At 67.2% G+C, this 13,733-nt stretch carries 11 protein-coding genes; 3 read left to right on the top strand and 8 right to left on the bottom strand.

All coding sequences use genetic code 11. From position 1 onward, the window contains the following. Positions 1-51: 51 nt before the first annotated feature. Positions 52-948, bottom strand: coding sequence for a LysR family transcriptional regulator (locus DN824_RS04775; RefSeq protein WP_138407196.1), 897 nt, complete (start codon positions 946-948; stop codon positions 52-54). 185 nt (positions 949-1,133) lie between these two features. Between DN824_RS04775 and DN824_RS04770 the strand changes: the two genes are divergently transcribed. The 3 genes from DN824_RS04770 to DN824_RS04760 all read left to right on the top strand — a co-directional run bounded on the left by DN824_RS04770 (position 1,134) and on the right by DN824_RS04760 (position 6,364). After that, positions 1,134-2,336, top strand: a complete 1,203-nt coding sequence (locus DN824_RS04770) for a CaiB/BaiF CoA transferase family protein (protein ID WP_138407195.1) — start codon at positions 1,134-1,136, stop codon at positions 2,334-2,336. A gap of 153 nt (positions 2,337-2,489) precedes the next feature. Beyond that, positions 2,490-3,419 carry a hydroxymethylglutaryl-CoA lyase gene (locus tag DN824_RS04765; RefSeq protein WP_138407194.1) on the top strand — a complete coding sequence of 310 codons (930 nt, stop codon included), beginning with the start codon at positions 2,490-2,492 and terminating at the stop codon, positions 3,417-3,419. 239 nt (positions 3,420-3,658) lie between these two features. Continuing rightward, positions 3,659-6,364 carry a S8 family peptidase gene (locus tag DN824_RS04760; RefSeq protein ID WP_158295366.1) on the top strand — a complete coding sequence of 902 codons (2,706 nt, stop codon included), beginning with the start codon at positions 3,659-3,661 and terminating at the stop codon, positions 6,362-6,364. Positions 6,365-6,374: 10 nt separating this feature from the next. On the opposite strand, the gene DN824_RS04755 is transcribed toward DN824_RS04760, so the two are convergent. The 7 genes from DN824_RS04755 to DN824_RS04725 form a co-directional block, all read right to left on the bottom strand. Then, positions 6,375-7,043 carry a nitroreductase gene (locus DN824_RS04755; RefSeq protein ID WP_138407192.1) on the bottom strand — a complete coding sequence of 223 codons (669 nt, stop codon included), beginning with the start codon at positions 7,041-7,043 and terminating at the stop codon, positions 6,375-6,377. A gap of 105 nt (positions 7,044-7,148) precedes the next feature. After that, positions 7,149-8,138, bottom strand: a complete 990-nt coding sequence (gene dctP / locus DN824_RS04750) for a C4-dicarboxylate TRAP substrate-binding protein DctP (RefSeq protein ID WP_138407191.1) — start codon at positions 8,136-8,138, stop codon at positions 7,149-7,151. A 59-nt stretch (positions 8,139-8,197) separates the two neighbouring features. Beyond that, the gene (locus DN824_RS04745) at positions 8,198-9,025 is read right to left on the bottom strand and encodes an HpcH/HpaI aldolase/citrate lyase family protein (RefSeq protein WP_138407190.1); all 828 of its coding nucleotides are present in this window, start codon (positions 9,023-9,025) and stop codon (positions 8,198-8,200) included. Between the two features lie 60 nt (positions 9,026-9,085). After that, the gene (locus DN824_RS04740) at positions 9,086-10,291 is read right to left on the bottom strand and encodes a CaiB/BaiF CoA transferase family protein (protein WP_138407189.1); all 1,206 of its coding nucleotides are present in this window, start codon (positions 10,289-10,291) and stop codon (positions 9,086-9,088) included. A 290-nt stretch (positions 10,292-10,581) separates the two neighbouring features. After that, on the bottom strand, positions 10,582-11,934 hold the full coding sequence (locus tag DN824_RS04735; RefSeq protein ID WP_138407188.1) for an MmgE/PrpD family protein: 1,353 nt from the start codon (positions 11,932-11,934) through the stop codon (positions 10,582-10,584). A gap of 18 nt (positions 11,935-11,952) precedes the next feature. Next, the gene (locus DN824_RS04730; protein ID WP_138407187.1) at positions 11,953-12,336 is read right to left on the bottom strand and encodes a VOC family protein; all 384 of its coding nucleotides are present in this window, start codon (positions 12,334-12,336) and stop codon (positions 11,953-11,955) included. 106 nt (positions 12,337-12,442) lie between these two features. Further along, positions 12,443-13,606 carry an acyl-CoA dehydrogenase family protein gene (locus tag DN824_RS04725; protein WP_138407186.1) on the bottom strand — a complete coding sequence of 388 codons (1,164 nt, stop codon included), beginning with the start codon at positions 13,604-13,606 and terminating at the stop codon, positions 12,443-12,445. Positions 13,607-13,733 lie beyond the last annotated feature (127 nt).

Raw genomic sequence — 13,733 nt, 5'->3', positions numbered from 1 at the left:
CATTTGAGCAAGCGAGCCTTCGGCATCCGCGAAGGCTTGCCGGCAAGACCGTCAGCCCGGCGGGTCGCCGATCAGGTGCTCGAGCATCTGCCGCGCCGTGACGGAAAGGCCGTCGAGGTTGCGCACGCCGATCTTCAGTTCACGTCGCGCCCAGGCGTCGCTGAGCGGTATCGTCGAGACGTCCAGCACCGGCAGGTAGTTGCGCACCACCTGCTCGGGCAGCACGCCGATGCCCATGCCGGTGTGGATCATCCGGCAGATCGCTTCGAAGCTGCGCACCTGAATCCTCAGGCGCAGCGGTGTGCCGAGCTGGGCCGCGGTCTGCTGAAGCAGGGTATGCAGGGAGGCGTCCTGCTGCAGGCCGATGAAGTCGTACCCCGCCGCCTCGCCCAGGCTGATGCGTTCGCGCCCCGCCAGCGGATGGGTGCGCGGCGTCACCAGCACCAGCTGGTCGTGCCGGTAGGGATAGACCTGCAACCCCTCGGCCGGCATATGCCCGGCGAAGATGCCGATATCGGTGAGCCCTTCGCGCACCGCATGCAGGGTCTCGCTGCTGACCCGCTCCTCCAGGTCGATCTTCACTTCGGGATGGCGCTGGCTGAACGCGCTCAGGTCCTCGGGCAGGAACTCGATCACCGCCGAGGTGTTGGCATGGATGCGTACGTGGCCCTTTACGCCCTCGCTGAATTCGCTGAGATCGGCGCTCATCTGCTGCAGGTTGTCGAGGATGTGGCGCGCGTGATGCAGCAAGGCATGGCCGGCGGGCGTCAGCTCGACACCCTTGGACTGGCGGTAGAGCAGCGCGATGCCCAGCTGCCCTTCCAGGTCGCTGATGCGCTTGCTCACCGCGGCCAGCGCCAGGTGCTCCCGTTCGGCGGCGCGGGTCAGGTTGCGCTCGTCGGCGATGGCGACGAACAGCCGGAGGGTCACGAAATCGATGCGGCGCATGTCATGGGCCTCCTGCATGGACGGGCGACAAGCCTAAGGCCTGCGGTACGGTCATGTCAGCCTTGCCTTCGCCGATCGCGAAGCCTTCATTGGTGAACAGCCAATTGCTCCCCGGACGCAGCGTGGTCATGCTGCGGACAGTCGCGGGCCAGGCTGCCCGACAACCGCTCAGACAGGGTGAACAGATGACGCAACAGATATCAGGCGGCATGCCGCTGCAGGGCCTCAAGGTGGTCGAGATGGGCCAGCTGATCGCCGGCCCCTTCGCCAGCAAGCTCCTCGGAGAGTTCGGCGCCGACGTGATCAAGATCGAGCCGCCAGGTGTCGGCGACCCGCTGCGCAAGTGGCGCAAGATCAAGGACGGCACCTCGCTCTGGTGGCATGTGCAGTCGCGCAACAAGCGCTCGATCACTCTGGACCTGAAGGAAGCCGAGGGCCAGGACATCGCCCGCCGACTCATCGGCGAAGCCGACATCCTGGTGGAGAACTTCCGTCCCGGCACGCTGGAGGGCTGGGGTCTGAGCTACGCCGAACTGGCCGCGCTCAACCCCAGGCTGATCATGCTGCGCATCTCCGGCTACGGGCAGACCGGCCCCTACCGCGACCTGCCCGGCTTCGGCGTGATCGGCGAAGCGATGGGCGGCCTGCGCCACCTGTCCGGCTACCCCGGCCAGGCGCCCGTGCGCGTCGGCATCAGCATTGGCGACTCGCTGTCGTCGCTCTACGGGGTGATCGGCGTGCTGCTGGCCCTGCAGGAGCGTGCCCGCAGCGGCGTCGGCCAGGAAATCGACGTGGCGCTGTATGAATCGGTGTTCGCGATGATGGAAAGCCTGGTGCCCGAATACGACGCCTTCGGCTATGTCCGCGAACCGGCCGGCAGCGCCCTGCCCGGTATCACGCCGTCCAACTCCTACCCCTGCAACGACGGCAGCTACGTGCTGATCGCCGGCAACGGGGACAGCATCTACAAGCGCCTGATGCTGCTGATCGGTCGCCAGGACCTGGCCGACGATCCGCGCCTGGCGCACAACGACGGGCGCAGCCAGCACGCCGAGATGATCGACGCCGCCATCGGCGAGTGGACCGGCACGCGCGGCCGCGACGAGGTGATCGAAGCGCTCAAGGGCGCCCGGGTGCCAGCCGGCTATCCCTACACCGCCGCGGACATCGTCAGCGACCCGCACTACCTGGCCCGGCAGATGATCGAGCAGGTGCAGACCAGCGCCGGCCCGCTCAAGGTACCCGGCGTACTGCCCAAGCTCAGCCGCACGCCCGGCCGCATCGGCGCCGGCGGCCCGCGACTGGGCGAGCACACCGACGACGTGCTCGCCGGGCTCGGCCTGACCGATGAGCAACGCCAGGGCCTGCGCGAGCGCGGGATCATCTGATAGACGCGCCAAGCTGCAAGCCACAGGCTTCAGGCGACAACGTACCGCGTTGGGTGGATGACGCCTTTTTCATCCACCGTGACATTCCCGGCACGGTGGATGGGTGGAGCGCCATCCACCCTACGAACCGGGCATCACCGACAGGACTTCACCATGAGCAAACGCCTCTACATCCAGGACGTCGCCACCCGCGACGGTTTCCAGATCGAATCGGCCTTCGTGCCCACCGAAGACAAGATCGCGCTGATCGACCAGCTTTCGCTGACCGGACTGGCGAAGATCGAAGTCACTTCGTTCACCTCGCCCAAGGCGATCCCCAACCTGCGCGACGCCGAAGAGGTGATGCGCGGCATCCGCCGGGTGGAGGGCGTCGAGTACACCGTACTGGTGCCCAACGTGAAGGGCTGCGAGCGCGCGCTGGCCTGCGAGGTGGACGAGATCAACCTGGTGATGTCGGCCAGCGACACCCACGGCCTGGCCAACCTGAGGATGACGCCGGAGCAGTCGCTGGAGCAGTTCAAGGCGATCATCGAAGTCACCTCGGGCACCGACGTGTTCGTCAACGCCTCGCTGTCCACCACCTTCGGCTGTCCGTTCGAGGGCGAAGTGCCCGAGGCGCGGGTGCTGGAGCTGGTCGAGCGACTGCTGGCGATCGGCGTGCGCGGCGTGACCCTGTGCGACACCACCGGCATGGCCGACCCCGGCCAGGTGGAGCGCCTGTGCCGCGAGGTGTCGCAGCGCTGGCCGCAGGTCGTCTTCACCGCGCACTTCCACAACACCCGCGGCATGGGCCTGACCAACGCACTGGCGGCGCTCAACGCGGGGATCGACCGCTTCGACGCATCCCTCGGAGGGCTCGGCGGTTGTCCCTACGCCCCGGGCGCCAGCGGCAACATCTGCACCGAGGACCTGGTACACATGTTCCAGCGCATGGGCCTCGAGACCGGGGTCGACCTGGACCGCCTGCTCGAAGCCTCCGCACGGCTGCCGGAGCTGGTCGGTCACGACGTGCCGAGCGCGATCCTCAAGGCGGGCAAGGCCGACCGGCGCTATCCGAAGCCGAAATGGATGGAGACGCCCTGAACGCTCGCCGTCGCGGCGACTGACCCTGTGTCGGAAAAACTGACCAAACGGGGCAGTTCAACCGCCCCGCCCGGCCCCTGGGCGTCTCGACCCGCTCGCCCGGGCCGTTAACCGCTTCACTGCCGCAGTGCGCTCTTCGGGTCGCGCGTCACAAAGATGACTATCAGCAAGTCTTACGACAAATAAGTGGCGCACCCCTTGCCTATCGGTCTCATTACCGAGAACAAGGAGCATCGCAGATGGGCAAAGGCAGCCGATCGGCTTTCACGCCAGGGATCATGGCCCGCAGGACCCTGCTGGGCATGTCGATCTGCACCAGCGCCTGGGGCGCACCGCTGCCGCCAGCGGATCTGCTGCCCGAGATCCAGCGGGAATTCATCCGCCTGTACGAGCTGCCCGACCCGCTGTTGAGCCTGCAGGTCGAGCCTGCGCTGGAGATCTTTCCCGAGTACCGCAGCGCGTTGCTCCAGTACCTCGCGCAGGAGGCCAGCCCCGAGCGCCAGAAGCTCCTGGCGGAACTCTCCCACGCCTCCGAGGACGAGCGCCAGGCCTGGTTCCAGACGCGCCGCGGACGCGAGCTGGCGGTGGCCGGCGGCGTCGCGACCGCGGCCGTCCTGATTGCCAGCAATCGCTCCGGCAGCCATTCCAGATCGGCCGACGACGCCCAGCCGGGCCCTGCTCCTGCTCCACAGCCGACGCCCACCCCGGCACCGACGCCTGAACCGGCTCCTGCGCCGGCGCCGCAACCGGAGCCCGCGCCGCAACCCGCCCCGTCGCCGCAGCCCGGGCCGGCTCCGACACCCACGCCGCCGGTCTCCGCGCCGGAGGACTTCCGCACCGCCGAGTTCAACCGCGCCAATCACCTGTCGCTGCTGGGCGCCGATTACGCCTATGCCCGCGGCGCGACCGGCCAGGGCATCGTCGTGGCGGTCAAGGACACCGGCGTCGACATCGACGATCCGGAATTGCGCAATCAGATCGCTCCCGGCGGGAATTTCGTCACCAATGGCGGGGAGCGCATGTCCGACACCGGTACCCATGGCACCGCGGTGGCCAAGGCCCTGGCGGCGGAGAAGAACGGCGCTGCCGCGCATGGCGTGGCCTATGGCGCCGAACTGCTGCCGATCCGCGTGATGGGCAGCGGCGCGTTGAGCGATCGGGATCAGGTCGCCCGCGAAATCCAGTATGGCGCCCGCGTCTCCAACAACAGCTGGGGGCTGACCCGCAGCGGCGGCGGCACCTCGCGCATCGAAGACAACGCCGACGGCGGCGCCTGGGTGCGCGACCACTTCGGGCCGATCTACCAGCGGGGCGTGGACGCCGGCATCGTCTACGTCTGGGCCGCGGGCAACAGCGGCGACAGCCAGCCCAGTTCGCTGGCGGCCCTGCCGGTGCTCGTCCCGGGGCTGCAGGGCCAGTGGCTCGCAGTAGTCGCCGTGGACAACAACGGCCGGTCCACCGGAACGATCTCCAGCTATTCGAACCGCTGCGGAGACGCGGCCGCCTGGTGCATCGCAGCGCCGGGACAGATCACCGTGGACGTCGGGGCCGACGGCAGAAACCAACAGGTGGCCGGCACCTCGATCGCCGCACCGCAGGTCAGTGGCGGCGTCGCCCTGCTGATGGACCTGTTCCCCACCCTGAGCCCCTCGCAGGTGGTCGAGCGTCTGCTGGTGTCGGCGAGCAAGAGCGGACCCTATTCGGACCAGGCCGTATACGGCCAGGGCGTGATGGACCTCAACGCCGCCACGCGGCCGATCGGCGTACTGATGATCGAGACCTCCACGGGCCGGATACTGCCCTTCAGCAGCGCGGTCGTTTCCGAAAGCTCGGCGATGGGCAGTGCGATCCGTGACTCGCTGGCCAGGGTGGACCTGGTTCTCAAGGACAGCCTCGACGCGCCCTTCCTGTTCAGTGGCGCCACCCTGAGTAACGGGTTCGCCGAGCGCAGTCGCATCGACACCGATCGGTACCTGACGCGCTTCGACCAGGAATACCGCATGCAATCCTTCAGCACCGAGGGCGGGCTGAGCCTGCACTACAGCGCGGGCGGCAAAGGCAGCGGAGTCGATGCGCTCGGCCAGGTGCAGGCCTGGCAGCAGCTCGGCTCCAGCCTGGCGTTCAGCGCCAGCGTCAATACCGACCCGTCCTGGAGCCAGGGCCTGCAACAGCTCACCCCCCGCTTGAAGTACGCCACCCTCACCCAGGCCTTCGGCAACCCCTTCCTCAGCCTGAACGAAGAAGCCAGTGGCGCCGGCATGCGCTGGCAGCTGGGCAGCCACTGGCATGGCGGCCTGCAGGTACAGACCGGCAAGGCGCCGCAGCGCTTCGCCGATCGTTCGAGTCCGGACCTCCAGCAGAGCGTGCAGACCGAATGGGGCTACGTCGGCGCATCGGGCCTGGCCGCCAGCGTGCAACTGGGCGTACTCGAGGAAGAGCAGCGCCTGCTCGGCTCGCAGAGCGACGCCCTGTTCGGCGACAGCGCGGCGCGAACGGTCTTCGGTGGCCTGAACCTGGCGTTGCCGCTGGACGAGCGCTGGCATCTCTACGGTCGCTACAACAGCGGACGCAGCCGTCTCTCCGGAGCCGGCTGGGCGCATGGGGCAAGCCTGCGCAGCGACAGCTTCACTCTGGGTGTCGTCGGCCAGCCGACCCGCCAGTGGCAGCTGGGCGCCCTCGCCTACCAGCCGCTGCGGATCAGGGGTGGTGCGCTGTCGGCATCGCTGCCGACGGGACTCGGCCAAGACAACGGCGTGGTCTGGAACCGCGTCGAGCTGGACCTGAACGCCAGCGGAAGGCACATGGAGTACGAGATGTTCTTCCGCTACGAACTGCCGGTGTGGGCGCTCAGCTTCAAGGGCAGCCTGCTGCGCATCGAGGACTACAACAACCAGGCGGGCAACAACGACACCCTGCTGATGCTCAACGCCGCCATGCTCTACTGATGCGCTGCGGTCAGTCGACGAACCGGCAGTAGTCCGCCAGCGGCATCCGCTCGCTGCGCAGCTGGTTGACCGCCGCCTGCGGGTCGGCATAGCCCACCGCCATGCCGCAATGCAGCACCAGCTCCGGCGGCGCATCCAGCCACTGGCTCACCTGTCGCGGATAACGCGCCCAGCAGGCCTGGGCGCAGCTGTCGAGGCCGTGCTCCTTGAGCAGCAGCATCAGACTCTGCTGATACATGCCAAGATCGGCCCACTGCCCGGGGCCCATGCGCCGATCGACGAAAAAGAACAGCGCACAGGGCGCGTCGAAGAAGGTGAAGTTGCGTGCGAACCAGGCCAGGCGTGCCGCCTTGTCTTCCCGGCCGATGCCGAGCAGGCGGTACATGCCTTCACCGACCCGGAAGCGGTAGCCACGGTAGGGTTCGAAGAGCGGTTCCGGGTAGATCGCATAGTCCCGGGGGTCCGGCGCGGGAGCCTCGGCCAGGTGCCGCTGCATCGCCTCGCGAAAACGCACCAGCGCATCGCCCTGCAGGACGAAGATTCGCCAGGGCTGCAGATTGCCGCTCGAAGGCGCGCGACAGGCCTGATCGAGCAACGACCGCAACAGGTCGCTGTCCACCGGGCGGCGGTCGAACGCGCGGATGCTGCGCCGCTGGCGCAGCGCGTCGCTTACCTTCATGGAAATATCCTGTGCCGAGACATCGCCGAGAGGCGGTCAGTGTCTCGTCGCGCAGACGCCTGCGCAACCGAGGCACCCGGCGCGGGGCCGGGTGCCGGTCGTGCATCAGCGCTGGTTGGCGGATTCGGCGGCCTTGATCAGGTCAGCACCGATCTCGTTCTCGAACTTCTTCCACACCGGCTGCATCGCCTCGCGCCACTTGGCGCGCTGCTCGGGGGTCAGTTCGATGATTTCGGTGGTGCCGGCAGCCGCGATCGCCTGCTTGGCCTTCTGGTTGAGCTCGTCGGCCTGGCGGTTAACCTCGACGGTCACCTCGGCCATGATCGCTTCCAGCTCGCCACGGACGTCGTCGGGCAGCCCTTTCCAGAACTTGGTGTTGGTGATGACCATGTAGTCGATCAGGCCGTGGTCCGATTCGGTCATGAACTTCTGCACCTCGTGAACCTTCTGGCTTTCGTAGTTCGACCAGGTGTTCTCGGTGCCATTGACCACGCCGGTCTGCAGGCCCTGATAGACCTCGGCGAAGCTCATCTTGCGCGGGTTCGCGCGCACGGCCTTGAACTGCTCGTCCAGTACCGCCGAAGCCTGTACGCGGAACTTCAGACCCCGGGCATCGCTCGGCTCGCGCAGCGGCTTGTTGGCTGACAGCTGCTTGGTCCCGTTGTGCCAGTAGGCCAGGCCGGTGATGTTCTTGTCTTCCATCGAGGTGAGCAGCGCCTTGCCCTCCGGGCTGCTCTGGAAGCGGTCGGCGGCGGCGAGGTCGTCGAACAGGAACGGCAGATCGTAGATCTGCATGGCCTTGGAATAGTGTTCAAACTTGGCGAGCGATGGCGCCAGCAACTGGACGTCACCGATCAGCAGCGCTTCCATCTCCTTGCCGTCCCCGAACAGCGAGGAGTTCGGATACACCTCGACCTTCACTTTCCCCGGCAGACGTTCCTCGGCGAGCTTCTTGAACATCAGCGCGCCCTGTCCTTTGGGGGTGTTGTCCGCGACCACGTGGGCGAACTTGATGACGACCGGATCGGCCTGGACGAACCCGGCGACGGTCAGGGAAATCGCGCAGACGAGCGCCTTGGCGGTGGTTTTCAGCATGGTAGTACCCTCTTGTTTTATTCTTGTCGGTTGGCACGAGTATCGCCGCAGAGCGCCCTTCAGGGCAGCGTCTGGCCGGCACGTTGCAACAGCCGGCGGGCGCGGCCGATCACCGGAGCGTCGACCATTTGCCCGTCAACCACGAAGACCCCTTCGCCGGACGATCCGGCCTCGAGGACACGTTGCGCCCAGGCCAGCTCATCGCCGGTGGGCATCAGCGTTTCATGCACCACAGCCACCTGGCTGGGATGAATGCACAGCAGGCCGCCGAAACCCATGTCGCGGGCGTCGGCAACGGTGCGGGCAAGGCCCTGCGAATTCCTGATGTCCGGATAGACGCTGTCGAGCGGCATGGCCAGCTCACGCAGCCGGGACTGCAAGAGTACCGCATAACGGGCCTGGTCGAGCACGCGCTCGGCCGCCTCGCTTCCGCTGGCCAAACCCAGGTCCAGCCCCAGGTCCAGCGCGCCGAACGAGAGGCGCTCGACCCCGGCGGCAGCGGCGATTTCACTCAGCGCATCGAGCCCGCGGGCGCTTTCGATGATCGGCCAGACCGGCTTGCCGGTCGCAGCGGCTTGCTGCACGTGCGCCGCGCTTTCGGCCTTGGGCAGCAGGATGCCGACCACGCCCCGATGACGTGCGCAAAGCGCGAGGTCTTCGGCCTGCTGCGCATGCCCTGGCGCGTTGATGCGCACCAGTACCTGCGCCTCGGGGCTGGTCTGCAGGAAATCGTCGAGGCTGGCGCGTGCCTCGGCCTTCAGCGGTTCGGCAACGGCATCCTCGAGATCGACGATGACGGCATCGGCGCCGCTGGCCAGCGCCTTGGCGAAGCGCTCGGGACGCGTCGCCGGGACGAACAGTGCGCTGCGGATGATCGGTTGTGCCATTGGTTCTGTCCTTCGTTGTTCTCGTTGCCGCCCGTGGCGGATCGGCGCCTGCGGCGGTCGTTAGATCACGCCCTGCTCACGCAGGCGCTCGATATCGCCCTCGGCATAGCCGAGCTCGGCGAGCAGCCGGCTGCTGTGTTCTCCCAGCGCCGGAACCGGGTCCATGCGCGGCTCGAAGGCCGCGTTGCGACCCGGCGGCAGCAAGGCCGGCAACGGACCTGCCGGGCTGCCCACCTCGCTCCAGCGCTGCCTCGCCTTGAGCTGGGGATGGGCCCAGACGCCGGCCATGTCGTTGACGTGGGCATTGGCGATGGGCGCGGAGTCGAGACGCGCGATCACTTCTTCGGCGCTCAGGCCGGCGAAGCGCTCGACGATGATCGCCCGCAGCGCGTCGCGGTGTTCGGATCGCCGGGCATTGCTGGAAAAGCGTTCGTCCTCGACCAGCTGCGGCTGCAGCAGGACCTTCTCGCAGAACAGCACCCACTCGCGCTCGTTCTGCAGGCCGAGCATCACGGTGCCGCCACCGCCGGTGGGGAACGGCCCGTAGGGATAGATGGTGGCGTGGGCCGCGCCGGCACGCGGCGGCGGGGTCGCGCCCTCGTAGGCGTAATACAGCGGATAGCCCATCCACTCGACCAGACTCTCGAGCATCGAGACGTCGATGCGGCTGCCCTTGCCGGTGCGCATGCGCAGCATCAGGGCGGAGAGGACGCTGGTGTAGGCATACATGCCGGCCGCGATGTCGGCGATCGAGCAACCGGCCTTGGCCATCTCGTCCTCGCCCGGCCCGCCGGTCACCGAGAGAAAACCGCCCTCGCTCTGGATCAGCAGGTCGTAGGCCTTCTTCTGTTCGTAGGGGCCGCCTTCGCCATAACCGGAAATGTCGCAGACGATCAGCTTCGGAAAGCGCTCGTGCAGCGCTTCGAACGACAGGCCCATGCGCGCGGCAGCGCCCGGAGCGAGGTTCTGCACCAGCACATCGGCGTCGGCCAGGAGCTGTTCGAGCACCTGCATCGCGGCGCCCTGCTTGAGGTCCAGCGTCAGGCTCTCCTTGCTGCGGTTGGTCCAGACGAAATGCGAGGCCAGTCCATTGACGCGCTCGTCGTAGCCTCGGGCGAAGTCGCCGGCACCGGGGCGCTCGACCTTGATCACCCGGGCACCCAGATCAGCCAGTTGCCGCGTGCAGAAGGGTGCGGCAATGGCGTGTTCCAGGCTGACCACCGTGATGCCGTCGAGGGGACGGGGGTTCGAAGTTGTCTCGTTCATTTCGTTTCCTGCCAAATCGGTTCAACGGCCATTCGCGACCAGGTCGCACTTGCATTCAGGTGTTCCCGTGGAAGCCGTTCGCCGAGACCATTCGCGGTCAAGACCAAGCGTCTCCGACCGCTCCCACGTTTTTACCGCCAAACCACTATCACCACGTCGTTCCGGCTGGCTTTTGCGAGAAAGATCTCAAGCCATGCCGTTTTTCGTGGGAGCGGTCTCGACCGCGAAAAGGCGTTCACCTTTTCCAAGACCACGCCCCCTCACCGCCCACCCGGACGGCTCTCGCGCCGTTATCCCAACTGGCTAAGGTCGGTCGTCTCACGCAGACGCCAGACCTGTTCGATCAGCTCGCCCGCCTCGTCAGCGCTGCGCGCGTTCGAGAACTGCACCAGGCGGCGGAACTTGTCTTCCAGCTCTTCACGGCTGAGCGTGTTGCCCGGATCGCCCTTGGGTTCGTCGATGGCGCCCTGCAGCCTGCGGCCGTCGGAGGTGGTGACCTCGACGCGGCCGAGCCAGCGCGCCGGATAGGCGCCGTCGACCTCGGGGTCCAGAATCATGCTGACCTTGTCGCGGAAGGCCGCCACCGCCGGATCGGTCAGTGCCAGCTCATGGAATTCGGTCAACCCGGCCTTGCCATGCACGGCGATCAGCCCGAGCACCGTGCCCATGGAGAATTTTGCCTGGTGCACCGTCTGCGGCACGGTCACGCGGCCGAGTACGTCGATGGCGCCCTGGTGCACGCGGGTGGTGACGCTGGCGATGGCGTCGGCTCGCAGGCCTTCGCGCTGCATCAGCGCCAGCAGCGCATCGGCCGCCGGGTGCGTGTGGCGGCAGGAGGCGTGGAACTTGAAGGAGGTTTCCGCCAGCGCCCAGCGCGTGCCGAGGCGGTCGGACAGCTTGCTCGGATCGGCGTCGGTCGACATGCCCGCCGCCATGCCCTGCTCGCCTTCGAGGATGTTCTGCGCGCCGGTCAGGCCCTCGCGGGTCAGGTAGGCGGCGAGCAGGCCATCGGCGGCGGCCTTGGCGGTGTGCAGCTGCTTGGAATCGGCGGCATCACGCAGGAACTCCCAGAGCCCGGCGGCCTGGGTGCCGGCGCTGCCGAGCAGATGGGTGAACTGCTTCTGGTCGAACTCCAGCAGCTTGCCCACCGCCACCGCGGCGGCCAGGGTGCCGACCGTGGCGGTGGTGTGGAAGATGCGGTAGTGCGAGCGACCGAGGAACTCGCCGATGCGGATGCCCGCCTCATAGCCGGCCACCGAGGCCAGCAGCAGCTCGCGGCCGGACTTGCGCAGATGCTGCGCCGCGGCCAGCGCGGCCGGGAACACCACGGTGGCCGGGTGCAGCACCGAGCTGTTGTGCAGGTCGTCCTGCTCCACCAGGTGGGAGCTCGCGCCATTCACCAGCGCGGCGAAATAGGCCGAGCTGCTGCCCCGGTTGACGAAGATGCGGGAGGGTCCGGACGTGGGCCCCATCTCCTGCGCATAGCGCTCGAACAGCGGAATCGGGTGCGCACCGGCGCTGGCCAGGGCAGAGCCGAGCCAGTCCAGGAACAGGTCTTCGGTGCGGGCGAGCACCGCATCGGGGATCTGCTCGTAACGCAGCCCGGCGAGAAATTCGGTCAACGCGTGGGTGTGCTGGCTCATGCTATCGGCTCCAGGGGGTTAGCCAATCGGTTGGGAGAGTTCGATGAGGTTCTGATCGGGGTCGCGCACGTACACCGAGCGGATCGGCCCGGTGGCGCCGGTGCGCTGCACCGGCCCCTCGACGCGCGCGACGCCCTGGCGTTCGAGGTGTGCAACGACCTCGTCCAGCGGTGTCGCGACGATGAAGCAGAGGTCCGCCGAGCCGGGCGTCGGCCGCCCGGCCCTGGGTTCGAATTCGCGCCCGGCCTGGTGCAGGTTGATCTTCTGCTGGCCGAAGGCGAGTGCCTTGCGCCCTTCGCCGAAGGTCACCGCCCGCATGCCGAGCACGCGCGTGTAGAAATCGGTCGTTGCCTCGAGGTCGTCGACGGTGAGGACCAGGTGGTCGAGGTGGCTGATATTCATGACGCTCTCCCCTCTTTCGTAGGGCGGAAATCGCGAAGCATTTCCACCACGCGGCGGCGGATTCGCGGCGCGACGATGCGCGCCCCGATCCACCCTGCGCTCGCCGTCAGAACGAGCGCGGCAGCTCGAGCAGGTGCTCGGCCACGTACGACAGGATCAGGTTGGTGGAGATCGGCGCCACCTGGTACAGGCGCGTTTCGCGGAACTTGCGCTCGACGTCGTATTCGTTGGCGAAGCCGAAGCCGCCATGGGTCTGCAGGCAGGCATTGGCGGCCTCCCAACTGGCCTTGGCCGCGAGGTACTTGGCCATGTTGGCGGCGGCGCCGGCGTTCTTGCCGCTGTCGTATTCCTCGCAGGCGCGCCAGCGCATCAGGTCCGCGGCTTCCACCTCGATGTGCGCTTCGGCGATGGGGAACTGCACGCCCTGGTTCTGTCCGATCGGACGGCCGAACACCACGCGGTCGCGGGCGTACTGGCTGGCCTTCTCGATGAACCAGCGGCCGTCGCCGATGCATTCGGCGGCGATCAGGGTGCGTTCGGCGTTGAGGCCGTCGAGGATGTAGCGGAAGCCCTTGCCCTCTTCGCCGATCAGGCTGCTGGCCGGGATTTCCAGGTTGTCGAAGAACAGCTCGTTGGTCTCGTGGTTGACCATGTTGGCGATCGGCTGCACGGTCAGGCCGTTGCCGATGGCTTCGCGCAGGTCGACCAGGAAGATCGACATGCCCTCGGACTTCTTCTTCACCTCCGCCAGCGGCGTGGTGCGCGCCAGGAGAATCATCAGGTCCGAATGCTGGATGCGCGAGATCCACACCTTCTGGCCATTGATGACGTACTTGTCGCCCTGCCTGACCGCCGTGGTCTTGATCTTGGTGGTATCGGTGCCGGTGGTGGGCTCGGTGACGCCCATGGACTGCAGGCGCAGCTCGCCGCTGGCGAGTTTCGGCAGGTAGAAGCGCTTCTGTTCGTCGCTGCCGTTCCTGAGCAGGGTGAACATGTTGTACATCTGGCCGTGCACGGTGCCGGAGTTGCCGCCGCAGCGGTTCACTTCCTCGAGGATGACCGAGGCTTCGGCCAGGCCCAGGCCGGAGCCGCCGTATTCTTCCGGAATCATCGCCGACAGCCAGCCGGCCTGGGTCAGCGCGGTGACGAAGGCTTCTGGAAAGCCCTTCTCCTCGTCGATCCGACGCCAGTATTCGGCCGGGAACTCCGCACAGAGGCCGCGCACGCCTTCACGGATGAAATTCAGTTCTTCGATCTTGTTCGCGTTCATCTCGGGTTCCTCGAAAGCTTCTTGCCGGTGCGCCTGTTGCGCTGAGTCGTCGTTCTGTTGGCAACGGCCAGGTGGTCGCCGCCGCTGATCCTTTCTCGTCGCCCGGCCCTTTCCTCGGGACAGGGCC

The sequence above is a fragment of the Stutzerimonas nosocomialis genome (assembly GCF_005876855.1).
GTDB classification, from domain to species: Bacteria; Pseudomonadota; Gammaproteobacteria; order Pseudomonadales; family Pseudomonadaceae; genus Stutzerimonas; species Stutzerimonas nosocomialis.
The sequence above is the reverse complement of the archived record's forward strand: the minus strand, read 5'-3'. Positions and strand labels throughout refer to the sequence as shown.

Excerpts from the sequence above, each read along its gene's own strand:
- DN824_RS04775 (WP_138407196.1), bottom strand. The coding sequence starts at position 948 with ATGCGCCGCATCGATTTCGTGACCCTCCGGCTGTTCGTCGCCATCGCC.
- DN824_RS04770 (WP_138407195.1), top strand. The coding sequence starts at position 1,134 with ATGACGCAACAGATATCAGGCGGCATGCCGCTGCAGGGCCTCAAGGTG.
- DN824_RS04765 (WP_138407194.1), top strand. The coding sequence starts at position 2,490 with ATGAGCAAACGCCTCTACATCCAGGACGTCGCCACCCGCGACGGTTTC.
- DN824_RS04760 (WP_158295366.1), top strand. The coding sequence starts at position 3,659 with ATGGGCAAAGGCAGCCGATCGGCTTTCACGCCAGGGATCATGGCCCGC.
- DN824_RS04755 (WP_138407192.1), bottom strand. The coding sequence starts at position 7,043 with ATGAAGGTAAGCGACGCGCTGCGCCAGCGGCGCAGCATCCGCGCGTTC.
- dctP (WP_138407191.1), bottom strand. The coding sequence starts at position 8,138 with ATGCTGAAAACCACCGCCAAGGCGCTCGTCTGCGCGATTTCCCTGACC.
- DN824_RS04745 (WP_138407190.1), bottom strand. The coding sequence starts at position 9,025 with ATGGCACAACCGATCATCCGCAGCGCACTGTTCGTCCCGGCGACGCGT.
- DN824_RS04740 (WP_138407189.1), bottom strand. The coding sequence starts at position 10,291 with ATGAACGAGACAACTTCGAACCCCCGTCCCCTCGACGGCATCACGGTG.
- DN824_RS04735 (WP_138407188.1), bottom strand. The coding sequence starts at position 11,934 with ATGAGCCAGCACACCCACGCGTTGACCGAATTTCTCGCCGGGCTGCGT.
- DN824_RS04730 (WP_138407187.1), bottom strand. The coding sequence starts at position 12,336 with ATGAATATCAGCCACCTCGACCACCTGGTCCTCACCGTCGACGACCTC.
- DN824_RS04725 (WP_138407186.1), bottom strand. The coding sequence starts at position 13,606 with ATGAACGCGAACAAGATCGAAGAACTGAATTTCATCCGTGAAGGCGTG.